The sequence below is a fragment of the Bradyrhizobium sp. 956_D2_N1_4 genome (genome assembly GCF_052076025.1).
GTDB lineage: Bacteria > Pseudomonadota > Alphaproteobacteria > Rhizobiales > Xanthobacteraceae > Bradyrhizobium > Bradyrhizobium barranii.
Map to the genome: position 1 here is coordinate 1,191,823 of NZ_CP197237.1, position 17,629 is coordinate 1,209,451.

A 17,629-nucleotide genomic window follows, 5' to 3' on the forward strand; every position below is an offset into this window, starting at 1 on the left:
GGACGACGAAGAGAGAGGCTTTGCCTGTCATCGGCATTAATCCGCCACCAGCACGTCGGCGACGAACTTCGGCTCACGCACGGCCTGCCCGCTGAACGGCGAGCCCTGCTCGAACCAGGACCGCGGCGCCGGCGCGCCCCACAGCGTCTGGCGGCGCGGATCGCGCAGCGACCAGCGCAGCGGCTCGTGGTCGTGATCGCCGGTGAAGTAGTCGCTGGTGTAGAGTTCGAGGCGGTGCCCGTCGGGGTCGCGCACGTAGAGGAAGAACGCATTCGAGATGCCGTGGCGTCCCGGGCCGCGCTCGATGTTCTTGACGAAGCCTTGCGAGGCCATCACGTCGCAGAGATGGATGATGTTCATCGCCGTCGGCGTCCAGTAGGCGAAGTGGTGCAGGCGAGGGCCCTTGCCGTTGGTGATGGCGAAGTCGTGGACATTGCCCTTGCGATGCATCCAGGCAGCCGCAATGCGCCCGTTCGGTCCGTCCTCCTCGGCATATTCGGTGAGGCGGAAGCCGAGCCGCGCGTAGAACTCGACGGTGTCCTGCACCTCGGCGGCGAAGACGTTGAAATGATCGAGCCGCTGTGGATGGCATCCCCTGTAGAGATCGTAGCGGCGAAGCAGATGCGGGCGCCGGTCCATCGCGGCGTAGAGCTCGATCTGGAAGCCGAAGGGGTCGGTGAATTGCAGCGTGCGGCCCTGGAAGGGCTGGTCGACGAAGGCGTAAGAGAGACCGTTCTCCGAAAGGAAGGAGGCGGCCTTGTCGAGGTCTTTGTCGTTGCCGACTTTGAAGCCGAGCCGGGCGCAGGCGGGCACCGCCGCCTTGCGCAGCACCAGCGAGTGATGCTGGTGCTCCTCGGCTGCGCGCAGATAGACGACCTTGTCGTCGGCATCCTCGACATGCAGGCCGACGGTGGTCTCGTAGAATTCGCGGCTGAGCTTCAGGTCAGTCACGTCGAGCACGACGTGGCTGGAGCGGATGATGTTGAACGGCGGTTCGAAGATGTGTTGCGGTACGGGCATCGGCGTTTCCCCTCGGTCTTCTGTCATTCCGGGGCGGCTCGCAGAGCCGAGCCCGGAATCCATCGCGCAGCAGAGTTGGTGGATGAATGGATTCCGGGCTCGCGCTCCGCGCGCCCCGGAATGACAATCAAATTCCCAGTTTCTGAATCTTGTGCGTGCCCCGCGCCAGCGAGACGTGCTTGGTTTCCATGTAGAAGTCGAACGAGTAGTCGCCGCCATCGCGGCCGATGCCTGAGGCCTTCATGCCGCCGAACGGCGTCGGCAGATGGCGGACGTTTTCCGAGTTCAGCCAGATCATGCCGGCCTCCAGCGCGTCGGCAACGCGCAGTGCGCGGCCGACGTCGTTGGTCCAGACATAGCCGGTCAGGCCGTAGCGGGTGTCGTTAGCGATCTCGATGGCGTCGGCCTCGTCCTTGAAGGGCAGCACGGTGAGGAAGGGGCCGAACACTTCCTCTTGCGCCACGCGCATCTTGCCGGTTGCGCCGGTCACCAGTGTCGGCTCGACGTAATGTCCGCCGCCCGGGCCGTCATAGGCCTTGCCGCCGACTGCGATCGTCGCGCCGTCCTGCCGCGCGACGTCGAAATAGGAGCACACTTTGGCCAGGTGCCGCTCGTGGATCAGCGGCCCGATCTCGGTGGCGGGATCGAGCGGATGGCCGACCTTGAGTGCCTTCACGCGCGCGGTCAGCTTCTCGATGAATGTCTCGGCAATGTCTTGCTGGATCAGCAGACGGCTCGACGACGTGCAGCGCTCGCCGTTGAGCGAGTAGATCATGAACACGACGGCATCGAGCGCGCGGTCGAGATCGGCGTCGTCGAACACGATCACCGGGTTCTTGCCGCCGAGCTCGAAATGCACGCGCTTCAAGGTCGGCGCGCCCTGAACCATGATCGCCGATCCCGTCGCGCTCTCGCCGACGAAGCCGATCGCCTTGATCGCGGGATGCTCGGTCAGGGCCTTGCCGGCCTCCTCGCCAAAACCGTGCACGGTGTTGAGCACGCCGTCGGGAACGCCGGCTTCCTTGACGAGCCTTGCCAGAACGGCGGCCGTCACCGGCGACCATTCGGCCGGCTTGTGCACGACGGTGCAGCCCGCGGCCAGTGCCGGCGCGATCTTCCAGGTCGAGAGCATGAACGGCGTGTTCCACGGCGTGATCACGCCGACCGGGCCGATCGGCACGCGGGTCGAGACGTTCCAGTGCTCGTCGCTCGGCGTGTTCTGGCCATCGCGCGCCTCGGCGCATTTGTCGGCGAAGAAGCGAAAATTCTCGGCGGCGCGGATCGCGGCCTTGGCCATGAAGCGATAGGCTTGGCCGGTGTCGATGCATTCGAGCACCGCGATGTCTTCGGCATTGTCCTCGATCGCGTCGGCGACGCGGTGCAGCAGCTTCTTCCGCATCGCCGGTCCCATGTCGCGCCAGGACTTGAAGGCCAGCGCAGCGGCGGTGGCTGCGGCGTCGATGTCCTCGGCGTTGCCGCGTGCGACGCTCGCGAGCGTGGCGCCATCGACCGGCGACTTCGTCTCGAATGTCTCACCGGAGATCGAGGCGACGATCTTGCCGTCGATCATGTGGCCGATGCCGTCGGCCCGCAGCTTCTTCAGCAGCGGTGCTGCGCGGTCGCGATTGGCCTGGAACACATCGGCTTTCGGCGTGGGCTTATCCATGGGCAGCCTCCACTTTCAGGGCGTCGTGGATGTTGTTGCGCTTCCAGCTGGTGTCCTTGTCGTTGATCTGCATGTCGAACGACAGGGCGAACTTGCTGGCGGCGAAGACGGGATCGAGATGTTTTGAAAGCGCCTGGAAGACGTGCTCGCCGGCTTTCTGACGCGTGGGAAGGTCGCGGCCTTCGCCGATGCGCAGGACCATGTCGAGAAAGCTGTAGTCCTGCCGCGCGTCCGCGATCGCGTAGTGCTCGCACCTGACAGCGCGGACGCGGATGCCGCCGAGCGGGAAGATGCCGGTCTCGACTGCCGCCTTCCGCACCACCTCGCAGACGGCGCCGATGTCGAGGCGGCCGTCGAGATTGGCCGAATATTCGATGGTGAAATGCGGCATCGCGGTTTCACTCCCTGTTTTTTTGTTCGTCTAAGCGAAGTAGCAGCTCACCGAGCCGTAGGCGCCATAATCGGCCTGAATTGTGTCGCCCTTGCGGGTCTCGATCGGACGGATGAAGGAGCCGGCGAGCACGACCTGCCCGGGCTCGAGCGCAAGGCCGAGCGGCGCGATCTTGTTGGCGAGCCAGGCCACCGCAGTCGCGGGATGATTGAGCACGCCGGCGGCAAGGCCCGTCTCCTCGAGCTGGCCGTTCCTGAAGCAGAGCGCGCCGATCCAGCGCAGGTCGGCGTCCAGCGGGCGGATCGGCCGTCCGCCGAGCACGATGCCGGCATTCGCCGCGTTGTCGGCGATGGTGTCAAAAATCTTTCGCGTCGCCTTGGTCTTGGGATCGACGCGCTCGATGCGCGTGTCCAGGATTTCCAGCGCCGGCACGACGAAGTCGGTGGCGTTGAGCACGTCGAACATCGTGCAGTCCGGCCCCGCGAGGCGCTTGCTCATGACGAAGGCGAGCTCGGCCTCGACGCGCGTGGCGATGAAGCGCTCGGTCGGGACAAGGCCGCCATCGGCAAAGAACATGTCGTCGAGCAGCACGCCTGAATCCGGCTCGTCGATATTGAGCGCGCTCTGCATCGCCTTCGAGGTCAAGCCGATCTTGTGGCCTTTGACGGTGCGGCCCTCCGCGAGCTTGAGGTCGACCCAGGCCTTTTGAATCGCGTAGGCGTCAGCGATGGTAATGCCTGGAAAATCCTGCGAGAGCTGCCGGATCTGGGTGCGGGTCTTCTCCGCCTGATGCAGACGGTTCGCGCAAGCTTGGATATCGTCGTTGGAAAGCGCCATCTGTGATCTTACAAATCGTGGTGCCCGGAGATACTTAACATGTTAAGTGAATGCGTCAAACACAATTTGGGTTTGCTGCACTGCAAACATTTTGCGGCTTGAAAGGACGACATGGCGAAGAGACCGGCTGATCCCGCGAACGGAAGTGAGCCCGCCGCACGGCAGGTGCCGATGCGCGACTTCTCGCGCTCGCTGCCGATGTCGCTGCTCAGGGCGCGTGAAGCGGTGATGCGGCAATTTCGTCCCAAGCTGCGCGAGCACGGCCTGACCGAGCAGCAATGGCGCATCCTCCGCGCACTGGCAGCCATCGAGGCCGCGGAGGTGACAGAGCTCGCGCGCACGGCATTTCTCCTCGGCCCGAGCCTGTCGCGCATCCTGCGCGATCTCGAGGCGCGCAATCTGATCGAGCGCAAGACCGCGAAGGCGGACCAGCGCCGCAGCATGGTCTCGATCTCGAAGGAGGGCGTGAAGCTGATGGCCGCGGTCGCCCCATCCTCGGAAGCGATCTACGCCGAGATCACGCAACGCTTCGGCGCGCGCAAGCTCGCCGAGTTGCAGGAGATGCTCGGTCAGTTGGAATCGTGTCTCGCTTCCACGGGCGCGAGTGACGTCACGGATGAAACGTAACGGCAAATTTGCATGATCACTTTCCAACTACGCATGACTGTCATCATTGCATAATGCGTGGGCAGCGCGATCGCCACGAAATGCGTGAAAATGCCGTGAGAAATCGCTGAGAATAGACAGCCGTCGCGGGTGTTGATCACTATTGGGTGCGCGCTCTGCGCAGTTAGTCGATGTTGGCGCAATATCAATTTACTCGTATCGGCAGAATTCGTAAGTAGCATCCGGTTCTGTATTCAGCGATAGAGCCAAGACCAAGAAGGGCCGACAAGGATGCCCGGCCCCAGGGAGGAATGAATGAGACTGACGAGACGCGACTTCGCGGCCGGAATTGCTGCCGGCATTGCCGCGCCATACCTCATCAAGAGCGCGCATGCGCAAGGCGCCACCATCAAGATCGGCATGTGCGCGCCCGTCACCGGTCCCGCCGCTGAATCCGGCGGTTACGCCATCAAGGGCGCCAAGCTCGCGCTCGAAGCTGTGAACAAAGCCGGCGGTATCCTGGGAAAACAAGGCGAGTTGATCGTCGAGGACGACCAGACCACCAATCCCGGCATCGTGCTCGCTTTCTCCAAGCTCGCCGCGCAGTCCGACATCGTCGGGTTCCTCGGCTCGATCCGTTCGACCCAGGTGCACGCGATGGCGCCCGACGTGATCAAGCTTGGCAAGCCCGTGATGATCGGCGGCACCGATCCTAACCTCACCCACATGGGCAATCAGTGGCTGTTCCGCTGCCGCCCCAATGACAGCTATTCCGGTCGCGTCATCGCCGAATACGGCGTCAATACGCTCGGCAAGAAAAAGTGGGCCGTGCTGCACTCGACCGACGCTTTTGGCACCGCCGGCGGCAAGGCGTTGACCGCCGCGCTCGAAAAGCTCGGTGCCCCCTCGGTGCTCGACCAAGGCTACGCCAACCAGAGCCAGGACTTCACCCCGGTCGTGCTCGCGATCAAGCAGTCCGGCGCCGACATCCTCGGTTCCTACTTCACGTTCGAGAACGATCTCGGCATCTTCGCCCGCCAGCTCCGTCAGCTCGGCGTCAACATCCCGTGGGTCGGCTCGCCTTCGATCGTCAACATCACCGCGCTGAAGCTCGCAGGTCCCGCGCTCTACAACACGTATGGCGTGGCGGACTATGCCGAGGATTCCAGTGAAGGTTCGAAGGCATTCGGCAAGATCTACCGCGATGCGGTCAAGGTCGCGCCCGACAACCAGAGCTCCTGGACCTTCGACGCCATCAGCGTCTTGTCGGCGGCCATCAACAAGGCCGGCACGACCGATCCGGCCAAGGTCCGCGAAGCCATCCTCGCGATCAAGAAGTTCCCGGGTGCCGAGGGCGAATACAATTTCGACCAGAACGGCGATGGTCTCCACGGCTACAACATCGTGAAGAACGAGAAGGGCAGCATCGTCTTCGACAAGCACATCGAGTTCAACGACTGACGTTGAAACGGCCTCCCCGATTTCGATCGGGGAGGTCGAACCGTCTTTCGGCGAACGCATCCGACCTCCAACAGAAGCTTGTCATGGATCTCGCCCTACAACTCCTTTTTACCGGCATCGGTATCGGCGCCGTCTACGCGCTCGTCGCGCTTGGCTTCGTGCTGATCTTCCGTGCCACCAACGTGGTGAATTTTGCCCAGGGCGAATTCTCCATGGTCGCGGCCTATCTGATGGTCGTCGCGGTCGAAGCCGGTCTGCCCTATTGGGCGGCCTTCATCGTCGCGCTGCTCGGCATGGCGCTGCTCGGTGTCATCTTCAATCTCGGCGTCTATTATCCGCTGCGTCACCGCACCTATCTGCCTGTGATCATCGCCACCATCGGCGCCTCGATCCTGCTCGCCAATTCCGTGCTCGCGATCTACGGTCCGCAGCCGCAGGTGCTGGAAGGCTGGTTTGAAACGCCCGGCATTCAAGTCGGCCCGGTCTATCTCGACAGCCAGTATCTCCTGATCATCGGCGTCACCATCTGCCTCGTGATCTTCAATTTCTGGTTCTTCGAGAAGACGCTGCTCGGCAAGAAGCTGCAGGCGACCTCGCAGGACAAGGAAATGGCCTCGCTGCTCGGCATTTCCGTCTCCACCATGATCATGATCACCTTCATCTATTCGGCGGTGCTTGGCGGCCTTGCCGGCATCCTCGTCGCACCCGTGCTGTTCGTCTCGATCCAGATGGGCTCGACGATCGCGCTGAAGGCGTTCGCGGCCACCATCATCGGCGGCTTCGGCGACGTTGCCGGCGCCATCATCGGCGGTCTTGCGCTCGGCGTGATCGAGACCTTTGGTGCGGCCTATATCTCGGTGCCCTACAAGGACGGCTTCGCCTTCCTGGTGCTGGTCGCCTTCCTGATCTTCCGGCCGCAAGGCATCTTCGGCGAACGCGTGGCGGAAAAGGCATGAGCGCACCCAGCGACAACATGCCGATTCCGGCGCCCGCCATCCGTTCGAAACCGCTCGTGATCCGGCACCTGCCGTACTTCATCGGCGCGGCGATCCTGGTCGCGCTCGCGGCCAACATGCGCTTCGACGGATACGTCCATAACATCCTGCTGCAGGCCACCACGTTCTCGATCGCGGTGTTCGGCCTCTCCGTCGTGCTCGGCCTGTGCGGCCAGATCAATCTGGCGCAGGCGGCGTTCTTCGGGCTCGGCGCCTATGCGGTCGGCATGGGCACGACGGATCTGCAGCTCAGCTTCTGGCTGTGTCTCGTCGGCGGCTGCGTGATCTCGCTGCTCGCGGGCGCGTTCCTCGGCATGTCCACGCTGCGGCTCGGCGGCCATTATCTTGCGATGGTGACGATCTCGTTCCAGCAGATCGTCACGCTGGTGATGATCAACGCGATCTGGCTCACGCGCGGTCCCGACGGCGTCCCCAACATTAAGCGTCCCGACCTGTTCCAGTCGTCGCAGAGCTATCTCGCCTTCTGCGTGGCGATGCTGGCGATCGTCGGCTACCTGGTCTGGCATCTCTCCGACACCAAGCTCGGCCGCGCCATGCGCGCCGTGCGCGACAACGAGCTTGCGGCCGGCGTCAACGGCATCGACGTCTTCCGCACCAAGATCTACGCCTTCGCGCTCTGTGCGCTGCTCGGCGGGCTCGCGGGCGGATTGTTTGCCGGCGGCTTCGCCTATGTCAGCCCCGATCAGTTCTCCTTTGCAGAATCGATCGTGTTCCTGACCATGTCGCTGCTCGGCGGCGTGGCCTCGCCGATCGGTTCTGCCATCGGCACGGGTCTCTTGATCCTGATCCCGGAATGGCTGCGCTTCCTCAAGAGCGTGCCGGGCCTGTATCTCGCGATCTACGGCCTGTTCGTGATCCTGATCATCCGCTTCATGCCCGACGGCATCTGGGGCTTTGTTGCGGACGCCTTCACGCGCTGGCGCGCCAAGATCAAGGCGCCGCCGGCAGCGGCTGCCCTGCAATTGAAGCCGGCGACGATCGGCGGCGACACGGTGCTGGAAGTCACCGGCCTGTCGAAGCATTTCGGCGGTCTCAAGGCCGTCGACGGCGTCGACATCGCCGTGAAGCGCGGCGGCGTGCATGCGCTGATCGGGCCGAACGGCTCGGGCAAGACCACGACGCTCAACGTGCTCTCGGGTCTCTATGAAGCGACAGCCGGCAGGATCGTGCTCGACGGCACCGACATCACCCACATGCCGCCGCATCAGCGCACGGCGTCTGGTCTCGGCCGCACGTTCCAGAACATTCGCCTGTTCCGTTCGATGACGGCGCTGGAGAATGTCGAGATCGGCGCCGAGCGGCCCGGCAACACCATGGTCGGGAAGGGCGACGACGCCCTGACCGAGCGGGCGATGGAGGCGCTGACCTTCGTCGGGCTCGGCAGCCGGGCCAACGAGCTGATCTCGAGCTTCTCCTACGGCCATCAGCGGCTGATCGAGATTGCCCGTGCGCTGGCCTCGAACCCGACGCTGCTGCTGCTCGACGAGCCCGCTGCCGGCCTCAACTCAACCGAGAAGCTGGAACTGCACGAGCTGCTCAAGCGCATCGCGGCGCAGGGCCTGACGATCCTGATCATCGATCACGACATGACGCTGGTCTCGGAAGCGGCCCAGCACATCACCGTGCTCAACTTCGGACGCCGTATCGCGGACGGCGAATCCCTGGCCGTGCTGCGTCATCCCGACGTCGTCTCCGCCTATCTCGGGAGCGAATGATGCCGTTGCTCGAAATCCGCAATCTGGTGGTGCGCTACGGCGAGATCGAAGCGCTGCGCGGGGTGACCTGCGCGGTGGAGCAGGGGCAGGTGGTGACGCTGCTCGGGGCCAACGGCGCTGGCAAGTCCACTACGCTGCGCGCCATCTCCGGCCTCGCCAAGCCGACCTCCGGCGACATCCTGTTCGACGGCAAGTCGATCGCAGGTCTTGGTCCGGAAGCGATCGTCCGCATGGGCATCTCGCACGTGCCGGAAGGCCGCAGGGTCTTCCCGGGTCTCACCGTGAAAGAGAACATCATGCTCGGCGCGTCCAATCGCCGCGCGCCGACCTCGGAGATCTCGCGGGAGGCGGACGCGATGTTCGACCTGTTCCCTGACATCCGGAAGTTCACCAACGCACTCGGCTGGACGCTGTCCGGCGGCCAGTTGCAGATGGTGGCGGTTGCGCGCGGCTTGATGGCCAAGCCGCGGCTGTTATTGCTCGACGAGCCCTCGCTTGGTCTTGCGCCCGTCATCGTGCAGGCCGTGTTCAAGATCATCTCGGAGATCCGGCGCAACACGACGGTGCTGCTCGTCGAGCAGAACGCGCGCATGGGCCTGTCGGTGGCCGATTACGGCTATGTGCTCGAAACCGGCCGCATCGTGCTCGGCGGCAAGCCCGACGCGCTCTGGGGCAACGAAGCGATCCGCGCCGCCTATCTCGGCGGCCATGCCAAGGTGAATGCTTAACCGGGGAGTTTCTTGATGGTCACGATCCAGGTCCAGAACCTCATCGACTTCGTCGGCGAGGTGTTTGGTCACGCAGACTCCTCGCCGGAGGAAGCGAAGCGGATCGCGACCTATCTCACCACGGCCAATCTCACCGGCCATGACAGCCACGGCGTGATCCGCGTGCCCGTCTACATCCGCTGGAAGAAGACGGGTTTCGTGGTCCCGAACCAGAACGCAGAGGTGGTTGTCGACACGCCTTCGCTCGCGGTGGTCGACGGCAAGTTCGGCTATGGCCAGACCGTGACGCCGCAGGCGGTCCGGATCGGCATCGAGAAATGCAAGAAGGCGGGCCTTGCCGCGGTTGCGCTGCGCAATGCCGGTCATATCGGCCGCGTCGGCGACTGGGCCGAGATGGCTGCCGCCGAAGGGTTGGTCTCGGTGCATTTCGTCAATGCGGCCGGCTCGCTGCTGGTGGCGCCGTTCGGCGGCGTCGAGAAGCGGCTCTCCACCGCGCCTTACTGCGTCGGCATCCCGCGCGAGGGGCAGGATCCGATCGTGCTGGATTTCGCCACCTCGGTCGTCGCCGAAGGCAAGGTGCTGGTCGCGAGCCGCGGCGGCAAGAAGCTGCCGAAGGGCGCACTGGTCGATGCCGACGGGACCCTGAGCGAGGACCCGACCGTGCTCTACGGGCCCTTCACGCCGGAAGGGCCGCGCGATCACACCAAGGGCACCGGCGCGATCCGTGCCTTCGGCGACCACAAAGGCTCGGGTCTGGCCTTCATGTGCGAGCTGCTCGGCGGCGCGCTGACCGGAACCGGGGCCACCTCGGGCGGGCGGCGCTTTGCCAACGGCATGCTGGCGTTCTATGTCGATCCGAAGGTGATTGATACCTCCCATGTGTTCGACGCAGAGGTATCGCGCTATACGGACTTCATCCGTGCCACCAAGCCGATGGCAGGGGTCGATCAGGTGCTGATTCCCGGCGATCCCGAGCGGAAAACCCGGGCCGAGCGCACCAAGAACGGCATCCCCTTGCCGGATGACACCTGGGCGGCAATAGTGAACACCGCCCGCGAGGTCGGCGTCAGCGAAGTCAGCATCCAGCGGGCGACCGCATAGGCCTTGCGTCATTGCGAGCGTAGCGCGGAGCCCCGGTTCGCGGTAACAGCAGAGCCGTGCTGTCGCGGCGCTCGTCATGGTGACGAAGGTCCAAACAACGGTCCAAGCAACAAAAGAAGGAAGGCAACGTGGCGAACAAGGTCAAGGAAATCTGGAAGTCGGGCAAGGCCGTGGTCAACGCGTGGCTCGCAATTCCCTCCGGCTTCTCCGCCGAGATGATCGCGCAATGCGGCTTCGACAGCGTCACCGTCGACATGCAGCACGGCGTGCAGGACTATCTCTCGATGGTGCAGTGCTTCCAGGCCATGGACAAGCATCCCGTGACCCCGATGGTCCGCGTGCCCTGGAACGAGCCCGGCATCATCGGCAAGGTGCTCGACGGCGGCGCCTATGGCGTGATCTGCCCGATGGTCAACACGGCGCAGGAGGCCAAGAACCTCGTTTCCTATTCCAAGTATCCGCCGCAGGGCGTCCGCTCCAACGGCCCGATCCGCGCCGGCATGTACGGCACCGCGGGCTCCTACCAGAAGACCGCGAATGCCGACACCATCCTGCTGCCGATGATGGAGACCAGGACCGCGGTCGAGAACATGGAAGCGATCCTCGACGTCGAGGGCATCGATGGCGTCTATATCGGCCCGTCCGATCTCGGCTTCTCCTACGGCCTCGAGCCCAAGCTCGACCGCACCGAGCCGGAGATTCTCGCGATCTACGACAAGATCATCAAGGAATGCGCCAAGCGCGGTCTCAACCCGGGCATCCATTGCAGCGGTGCGGAAGGCGCAGCGCGTGCGATCAACATGGGCTTCAAGCTGGTGACGTTGTCCAACGAAGTCGGCCTGATGACGACCTACGCCAAGATGCAGGTCAACGCGACCCGCAAGGATTCGGCCGGGAAGGCCTGATCTCGTGTCCCGGACGCGATGCGGCGCCTAGCGCCGCTTCGCAGAGCCGGGACCCAGTTGCTTGCGAAAGAAACGACACATGGGGCCCCGGCTCAGCAGCGCACCGTTTCACGCTGCGCTGCGTCCGGGGCACGATAGTTTTGATACAGGAGACCTGCCATGACCATCAGCCCCGTCATTCGCCTCCATCCCGATGATGGCGTGCTGATCGCGCGCGCGAGCCTGCCGCCGGGAACATTGGTTGCCGACGGCGTGACCACGGTCGAGCGCATTCCCTCCGGCCACAAGGTCGCGATCAAGCCGATCGCAGTGGGCGAGCCGGTCAGGCGCTACGGACAGATCATCGGCTTTGCGACGGTGCCGATCGCGCCGGGCCAGCACGTGCATACGCAGAACTGCGGCATGGGCGATTTTTCCAAGGACTATGCCTATTGCGCCGACGTCAAGCCGACGCCGAACTTCGATCTGCCGGCAACCTTCGAGGGCATCCGCCGCCCGGATGGCCGCGTCGCCACGCGCAACTATATCGGCATCCTCACCTCGGTGAATTGCAGCGCGCATGTCGCAAGCCTCGTCGCCGACGTCTTCAAGAAGAATCCGTTCACCGGCGACAATCCGCTCGCCGACTTCCCCAATGTCGACGGCGTGGTCGCGCTGACCCATAAGACCGGCTGCGGCATGACGCAGAACGAGCCCTTGGCGCTGCTCCGCCGCACGCTCGGTGGCTATGCGCGTCACGTCAATTTCTCCCACGTCATCGTGCTTGGGCTGGGCTGCGAGGTGAACCAGATCGGCGGCCTGATGGAGGAGCAGAAGCTCGCCGGCCGCCTGCGCGCGATGGACATCCAGGAGGTCGGCGGCACCCGCAAGACTGTCGAAGCGGGTATTGCCTTCGTGCGTGAAGCTCTCGCGGACTCCAACAAGGTCAAGCGCGAATCCGTGCCCGTCAGCGAACTCACCGTGGCCCTGCAATGCGGCGGCTCGGACGGCTATTCCGGCGTATCCGCGAATCCGGCGCTTGGGGCTGCCAGCGATCTCATCGTCCGTCACGGCGGCACCGTGATCCTGTCCGAGACGCCGGAGACCTATGGCGCCGAGCATCTGCTCACGCGCCGCGCCGTCAGCCGCGAGGTCGGCGAGAAGCTGGTCGATCTCATGCGCTGGTGGGACGCGTATACCGAGCGCGAGGGCGCCGAGATGAACGCCAATCCGAGCCCCGGCAACAAGGCCGGCGGCCTCACCACCATTTTGGAGAAATCGCTCGGCGCGATGGCCAAGGCCGGCACCACCAATCTCGTCGACGTGCTGCGCTATGCCGAGCCCATCACCAAGAAGGGTTTCATCTTCATGGACACGCCCGGCTACGATCCGGTCGCGGCGACCGGCCAGGTCGCCGGCGGTGCCAATCTGGTCTGCTTCACCACCGGCCGCGGCAGCGTGTTCGGCTGCAAGCCGGCGCCCTCGATCAAGCTTGCCACCAACACGCCCATGTACAAGCGCATGGAGGAGGACATGGACGTCAATTGCGGCACCATCCTCGAAGGCGAGGAGAGCGTCGAGCAATGCGGCCAGCGCATCTTCGAGCTCATCCTGAAGACGGCGTCCGGACAGCCGACCAAGAGCGAGAGCTTCGATTTCGGCGGTGCCGAATTCGCGCCCTGGGTGCTCGGGGCGACTATGTGAGGCTACGCGGCAGTTACGGAATGGTGACCGACAACGCCCGGAAGTAGCTTGCCGGAACATGGTCGCGCACGAAGCCGGGCAGTACGTCGGATTGGTCGAGCGTCCGCGGGTCGATGTTGCGGAGTTCCTCGATGCTTGGGATCTTCAGGTGGAAATTGCCTCCGGTAAGAAGGGTACCAAGCCCGACTAGGTTGAAGCTGGGGTCGTTTCCCTCTTTCGACGCCGGCACCTGACCTGCGAAGGTCGAGCCAGACGCGCAACGCAGCATTCGGCCGACGTGGCGGAAGTTGCCTCGCAGGCTGGGTGGAACGGCCGGGACGATGTCGTTACCGTTGACGAGCCGGAACGTGCTTTCGCTGAGAGGCTCGTAGGCTTCAAAGAAATCCTGACCGCCGGTTCGCGGCCCGCCAAACGTGTAAATGGCGGTTGCCCGTAGGCCAGCATCCAACGCCCGCAGTGCTGAGATATTTGCCAAGGCGCCGCCCATGCTGTGTCCAGTAAAGAAGAGCGGCTGTCCGGCGCCGCCACTCCTGATCGCGACTTCGATGTCTGATCGGACTGCATCGACGGCTTCGGCAAATCCCTTGTGAAGAACATTTTGACTTGGTGCGAGGGTGAAGTCGGTGATCCAATCCTTGATACTGAGCGGATCGGTGCCGGAGAGTGTGACGAAAGTCGCGCCGCGTCCGACGGCGACAATGAAGCGGGCTTTTGGCGGTACCAAACCTGTAGCGGGAGTGTCGGCACCGAAGCCGCGCATCTCTAGCCCCAGTGCCGTCAGGATATTGTCTACCTTGTCGCGGTCGTCGGTCTCGTAGGCGAGCTGCGACAACCACATCATGGCTTGCGCGTTTTCCGGTGTGAAACCTGGAGTGACAGTGAAACCATCGAGCGCGTCGGCGCGATAGGAAGCCCGCGGGAATCTGACCAGAAAGCTCATCGGAAACATCTCCTCTTTCAGGCCGCGCCACGCGTCGAGACGTTGCGCGGCAACCATTACGAACGGGAGAGTCCATCATGCGCAAAGCGGCGCGTCGGGCGCGGCTTGTGCAGGCAATGGTTCATTCGATCATAGGTAGATCACTTCGGCAAGTGTAACTCGCAATTCAGCCCGCGGCGTAGGCAACCCGTGCCCGTTGTTAGTGCTTGATCCCACCCGGAACCGGTGTTCTGCTCAAAAAAGCTGCTGGAGCACCGCACCCCGTGTCGATCTACGTCGCATTACACCACGTCACGCACTACAAATACGACCGCCCGATCGATCTTGGCCCGCAGACCATCCGCCTGCGGCCGGCGCCGCATACGCGCACGCCGGTTCTGAGCTATTCGCTCAAGGTCACTCCGGCCAATCATTTCGTGAACTGGCAGCAGGATCCGCAGGGCAATTGGCTCGCGCGCTACGTCTTTCCGGAGAAGACGACCGAGCTGAAATTCGAGGTCGATTTCACGGCGCAGATGACCGTGGTCAACCCGTTCGACTTCTTCGTCGAGCCTTATGCCGACAGCTTTCCGTTCGAGTATTCGAAGGATCTGAAGACCGAGCTCGCGCCGTATCTCGAGACCATCAAGCCCGATCGCCTGTTCGCAAAATTTCTCGACGCGATCCCGCCTGAAGCCCCGAACACCGTCAACTTCCTGGTCGATCTCAATCGCGAGCTTCAAAAGCACGTCCGTTACATCATCCGCATGGAGCCCGGCGTGCAGACTCCGGAGGAGACGCTCTCCTCCGGTGCCGGATCGTGCCGCGACTCCGCCTGGCTCCTGATCCAGACCTTCCGTCATCTCGGTCTCGCGGCCCGTTTCGTCTCCGGTTATCTCATTCAGATACGCCCCGACATCGATCCGATCGAGGGACCGCCAGAGGTCGAGAACGATTTTACCGACCTGCATGCCTGGGCCGAAGTCTATTTGCCCGGCGCGGGCTGGATCGGCTTCGACGCGACCTCGGGTATGCTCGCGGGCGAGGGGCACATCCCGGTTGCGGCCACGCCGCACTATCGTTCGGCGGCGCCGATCTCCGGCGGCGCCGGCTTTGCCGAGGTCGAGTTCGAGTTCGACATGAGCGTGAAGCGCATCCGCGAGGCGCCGCGCATTACAAAGCCGTTCTCCGACGAATCCTGGACGCGGCTCAATGACCTCGGCGAGCAGGTCGACGGCGATCTCGCCGCGCAGGATGTCCGGCTGACCATGGGCGGCGAGCCGACCTTCGTCTCCGTCGACGATCTGGAAGCGGCGGAATGGAACACCGAGGCCGTCGGCCCGACCAAGCGCGCGCTCGCCGACGATCTGATCCGCCGCTTGCACACGCGCTTCGGGCCGGGTGGCCTGCTGCACTTCGGCGAGGGCAAATGGTATCCCGGTGAAAGCCTGCCGCGCTGGGCCTTTGGCCTGTACTGGCGCAAGGACGGCGTACCGATCTGGAAGAATGCCGATCTGATCGCCAGGATCGAGAATCCGCGGCGCGCCGAGGTCAAGGACGCCCAGGAATTCGTGGAGGGCGCGGCGGCGCGGCTCGGACTTGATCCCGGCTACGTCATCCCAGCCTATGAGGACACCGCGTACTGGCTCCAGAAGGAAGCCGAGCTTCCCCTCAACGTCGATCCGTCCGACTCCAAATTATCCGATCCCGAAGCCCGCGCGCGGATGGCGCGCGTGTTCGACGAGGGCCTCAACACGCCGCGTGGCTTCGTGCTGCCGGTGCAACGCTGGAACGCGCCGCCGCGCTGGCGCAGCGAGCGCTGGCAACTCCGGCGCAATCATCTGTTCCTGATGCCGGGCGATTCACCGCTGGGCTTGCGCCTGCCGATCGGCTCGCTCGGCTACATCCCGCCCAACCAATATCCTTACATCGTCGAGCAGGATCCGTTGGAGCCGCGGGGCAAGCTGCCGGTGTTCACCCTCGCCGCGCGCCCGGAATCGCCGCCGCAGGTCGCGCCCGAGCATCTCAACACGTCCGTCCCCGTCCGCACCGCGATGTCGGTCGAAGTCCGCGACGGCGTGCTCTGCGCCTTCATGCCGCCGGTGGAGCGCATCGAGGATTATCTCGAGCTGGTCGCGGCCCTCGAAGCGACCGCCGAGGAGATGCAGATCCAGGTTCACGTCGAAGGCTATCCGCCGCCGTTCGATCCGCGCATCGAGGTGATCAAGGTGACGCCCGACCCTGGTGTCATCGAGGTCAACATCCAGCCGGCCAAGAGCTGGCGCGAGGCGGTCGACATCACCGTCGGGCTCTATGAGGACGCCGGCAAGACACGCCTCGGCGCCAACCGCTTCCTGGTCGACGGCCGCCACACTGGCACCGGTGGCGGCAACCACGTCGTGGTCGGCGGCTCCAGCCCGCAGGACTCGCCGTTCCTGCGCCGGCCTGATCTCTTGAAGAGCCTCGTGCTGTACTGGCAGCGGCATCCGTCACTGTCCTATTTCTTCTCCGGCCTGTTCATCGGCCCGACCAGCCAGGCGCCGCGCATCGACGAAGCCCGGCACGACAGCATCTACGAGCTCGAGATCGCGCTCTCGCACGTGCCGCCACCGGGCTACCAGACGCCGCTGTGGCTGGTGGACCGGCTGTTCCGGCACCTGCTCGTCGACATCACCGGCAACACCCACCGCGCCGAGATCTGCATCGACAAGCTCTATTCGCCCGATGGCACCACTGGCCGGCTCGGCCTCGTCGAATTCCGCGCGCTCGAAATGCCGCCCGATCCGCGCATGTCGCTGGCGCAGCAGTTGCTGATCCGCGCGCTGATCGCAAAATTCTGGCGCGAGCCGCAACAAGGCAAGTTCGTGCGCTGGGGCACTGCGCTGCATGATCGCTTCATGCTGCCTCACTTCATCTGGCAGGATTTTCTTGACGTGCTTTCTGAGTTGAAGCAGTCCGGCTATCCCTTTGAGCCGGAATGGTATCTGGCCCAGCTCGAATTCCGTTTCCCCGCCTTCGGCCGCGTCCATCATGGCGGCGTGACGCTGGAATTGCGTCAGGCGCTGGAGCCCTGGCACGTGCTGGGCGAGGAGGGCTCGGCCGGCGGCACGGTGCGCTACGTCGACAGTTCGGTCGAACGACTTCAAGTGAAAGCTGAGGGCTTTGTCGAGGGCCGCCACATCGTGACCTGCAACGGCCGCCGCCTGCCGATGACCTCGACCGGTCGCTCGGGCGAAGCCGTGGCCGGCGTCCGCTTCAAGGCCTGGCAGCCGGCCTCCGGCCTGCACCCGACCATCCCCGTTCACGCGCCCCTGACCTTCGACCTGATCGACACCTGGAACGGCCGCTCGCTGGGCGGCTGCGTCTATCACGTCGCCCATCCCGGCGGGCGCAGCTACGACACCAAGCCCGTCAACACCTACGAGGCCGAGGCGCGGCGGCTGGCGCGCTTTCAGGACCACGGCCATACGCCGGGTCCGATGCAGCCCCCGCCCGAGGAACGCACAAATGAGTTTCCGCTGACCCTCGACTTGCGGACCCCGCTCCTGCAATGAGAATGATGGTGGGGCAGGGAGAGGCGC

General features: G+C 64.2%; 14 protein-coding genes. 9 read left to right on the top strand and 5 right to left on the bottom strand.

The genetic code is table 11. The annotated features are described in order from the left end of the window. Positions 1 to 36 precede the first annotated feature (36 nt). The 4 genes from hpaD to hpaH all read right to left on the bottom strand — a co-directional run bounded on the left by hpaD (position 37) and on the right by hpaH (position 3,914). The gene (hpaD, locus tag AB7535_RS05585; RefSeq protein WP_085403911.1) at positions 37 to 1,020 is read right to left on the bottom strand and encodes a 3,4-dihydroxyphenylacetate 2,3-dioxygenase; all 984 of its coding nucleotides are present in this window, start codon (positions 1,018 to 1,020) and stop codon (positions 37 to 39) included. Positions 1,021 to 1,147: 127 nt separating this feature from the next. Next, the gene (gene hpaE, locus AB7535_RS05590) at positions 1,148 to 2,686 is read right to left on the bottom strand and encodes a 5-carboxymethyl-2-hydroxymuconate semialdehyde dehydrogenase (protein WP_085403910.1); all 1,539 of its coding nucleotides are present in this window, start codon (positions 2,684 to 2,686) and stop codon (positions 1,148 to 1,150) included. Then, complete coding sequence (locus AB7535_RS05595) at positions 2,679 to 3,077, bottom strand: 5-carboxymethyl-2-hydroxymuconate Delta-isomerase (protein ID WP_085403909.1); 399 nt, start codon at positions 3,075 to 3,077, stop codon at positions 2,679 to 2,681. Before AB7535_RS05595 ends, hpaE begins: the two co-directional genes overlap by 8 nt. 30 nt (positions 3,078 to 3,107) lie before the next feature. Next, positions 3,108 to 3,914 (bottom strand): 2-oxo-hept-4-ene-1,7-dioate hydratase, encoded by an 807-nt coding sequence (gene hpaH / locus AB7535_RS05600; RefSeq protein ID WP_085403908.1) that lies wholly within the window; start codon positions 3,912 to 3,914, stop codon positions 3,108 to 3,110. 111 nt (positions 3,915 to 4,025) lie between these two features. Between hpaH and hpaR the strand changes: the two genes are divergently transcribed. The 8 genes from hpaR to AB7535_RS05640 all read left to right on the top strand — a co-directional run bounded on the left by hpaR (position 4,026) and on the right by AB7535_RS05640 (position 13,129). Next, on the top strand, positions 4,026 to 4,541 hold the full coding sequence (gene hpaR / locus AB7535_RS05605) for a homoprotocatechuate degradation operon regulator HpaR (protein WP_085403907.1): 516 nt from the start codon (positions 4,026 to 4,028) through the stop codon (positions 4,539 to 4,541). A 294-nt stretch (positions 4,542 to 4,835) separates the two neighbouring features. Next, positions 4,836 to 5,981, top strand: coding sequence for an ABC transporter substrate-binding protein (locus tag AB7535_RS05610; RefSeq protein ID WP_085403906.1), 1,146 nt, complete (start codon positions 4,836 to 4,838; stop codon positions 5,979 to 5,981). A gap of 83 nt (positions 5,982 to 6,064) precedes the next feature. Continuing rightward, on the top strand, positions 6,065 to 6,937 hold the full coding sequence (locus tag AB7535_RS05615; protein ID WP_071915720.1) for a branched-chain amino acid ABC transporter permease: 873 nt from the start codon (positions 6,065 to 6,067) through the stop codon (positions 6,935 to 6,937). Then, on the top strand, positions 6,934 to 8,712 hold the full coding sequence (locus AB7535_RS05620) for a branched-chain amino acid ABC transporter ATP-binding protein/permease (protein WP_085403905.1): 1,779 nt from the start codon (positions 6,934 to 6,936) through the stop codon (positions 8,710 to 8,712). Before AB7535_RS05615 ends, AB7535_RS05620 begins: the two co-directional genes overlap by 4 nt. Then, positions 8,712 to 9,440 (top strand): ABC transporter ATP-binding protein, encoded by a 729-nt coding sequence (locus tag AB7535_RS05625; RefSeq protein WP_063986556.1) that lies wholly within the window; start codon positions 8,712 to 8,714, stop codon positions 9,438 to 9,440. Before AB7535_RS05620 ends, AB7535_RS05625 begins: the two co-directional genes overlap by 1 nt. Before the next feature lie 15 nt (positions 9,441 to 9,455). Then, on the top strand, positions 9,456 to 10,541 hold the full coding sequence (locus AB7535_RS05630; protein ID WP_085403904.1) for a malate/lactate/ureidoglycolate dehydrogenase: 1,086 nt from the start codon (positions 9,456 to 9,458) through the stop codon (positions 10,539 to 10,541). Between the two features lie 128 nt (positions 10,542 to 10,669). Next, positions 10,670 to 11,446 (top strand): HpcH/HpaI aldolase family protein, encoded by a 777-nt coding sequence (locus AB7535_RS05635; protein ID WP_028157190.1) that lies wholly within the window; start codon positions 10,670 to 10,672, stop codon positions 11,444 to 11,446. Positions 11,447 to 11,605: 159 nt separating this feature from the next. Beyond that, positions 11,606 to 13,129 carry a UxaA family hydrolase gene (locus AB7535_RS05640; RefSeq protein ID WP_071915717.1) on the top strand — a complete coding sequence of 508 codons (1,524 nt, stop codon included), beginning with the start codon at positions 11,606 to 11,608 and terminating at the stop codon, positions 13,127 to 13,129. A gap of 13 nt (positions 13,130 to 13,142) precedes the next feature. Here AB7535_RS05640 and AB7535_RS05645 read toward each other — a convergent pair whose 3' ends face one another. Next, a complete protein-coding gene (locus AB7535_RS05645) occupies positions 13,143 to 14,069 on the bottom strand; it encodes a lipase family protein (protein WP_161495909.1) in 927 nt (308 codons plus the stop codon). 263 nt (positions 14,070 to 14,332) lie between these two features. Here AB7535_RS05645 and AB7535_RS05650 point away from each other — a divergent pair, with 263 nt between their 5' ends. Beyond that, the gene (locus AB7535_RS05650; protein WP_354075227.1) at positions 14,333 to 17,602 is read left to right on the top strand and encodes a transglutaminase family protein; all 3,270 of its coding nucleotides are present in this window, start codon (positions 14,333 to 14,335) and stop codon (positions 17,600 to 17,602) included. Positions 17,603 to 17,629: the final 27 nt, after the last annotated feature.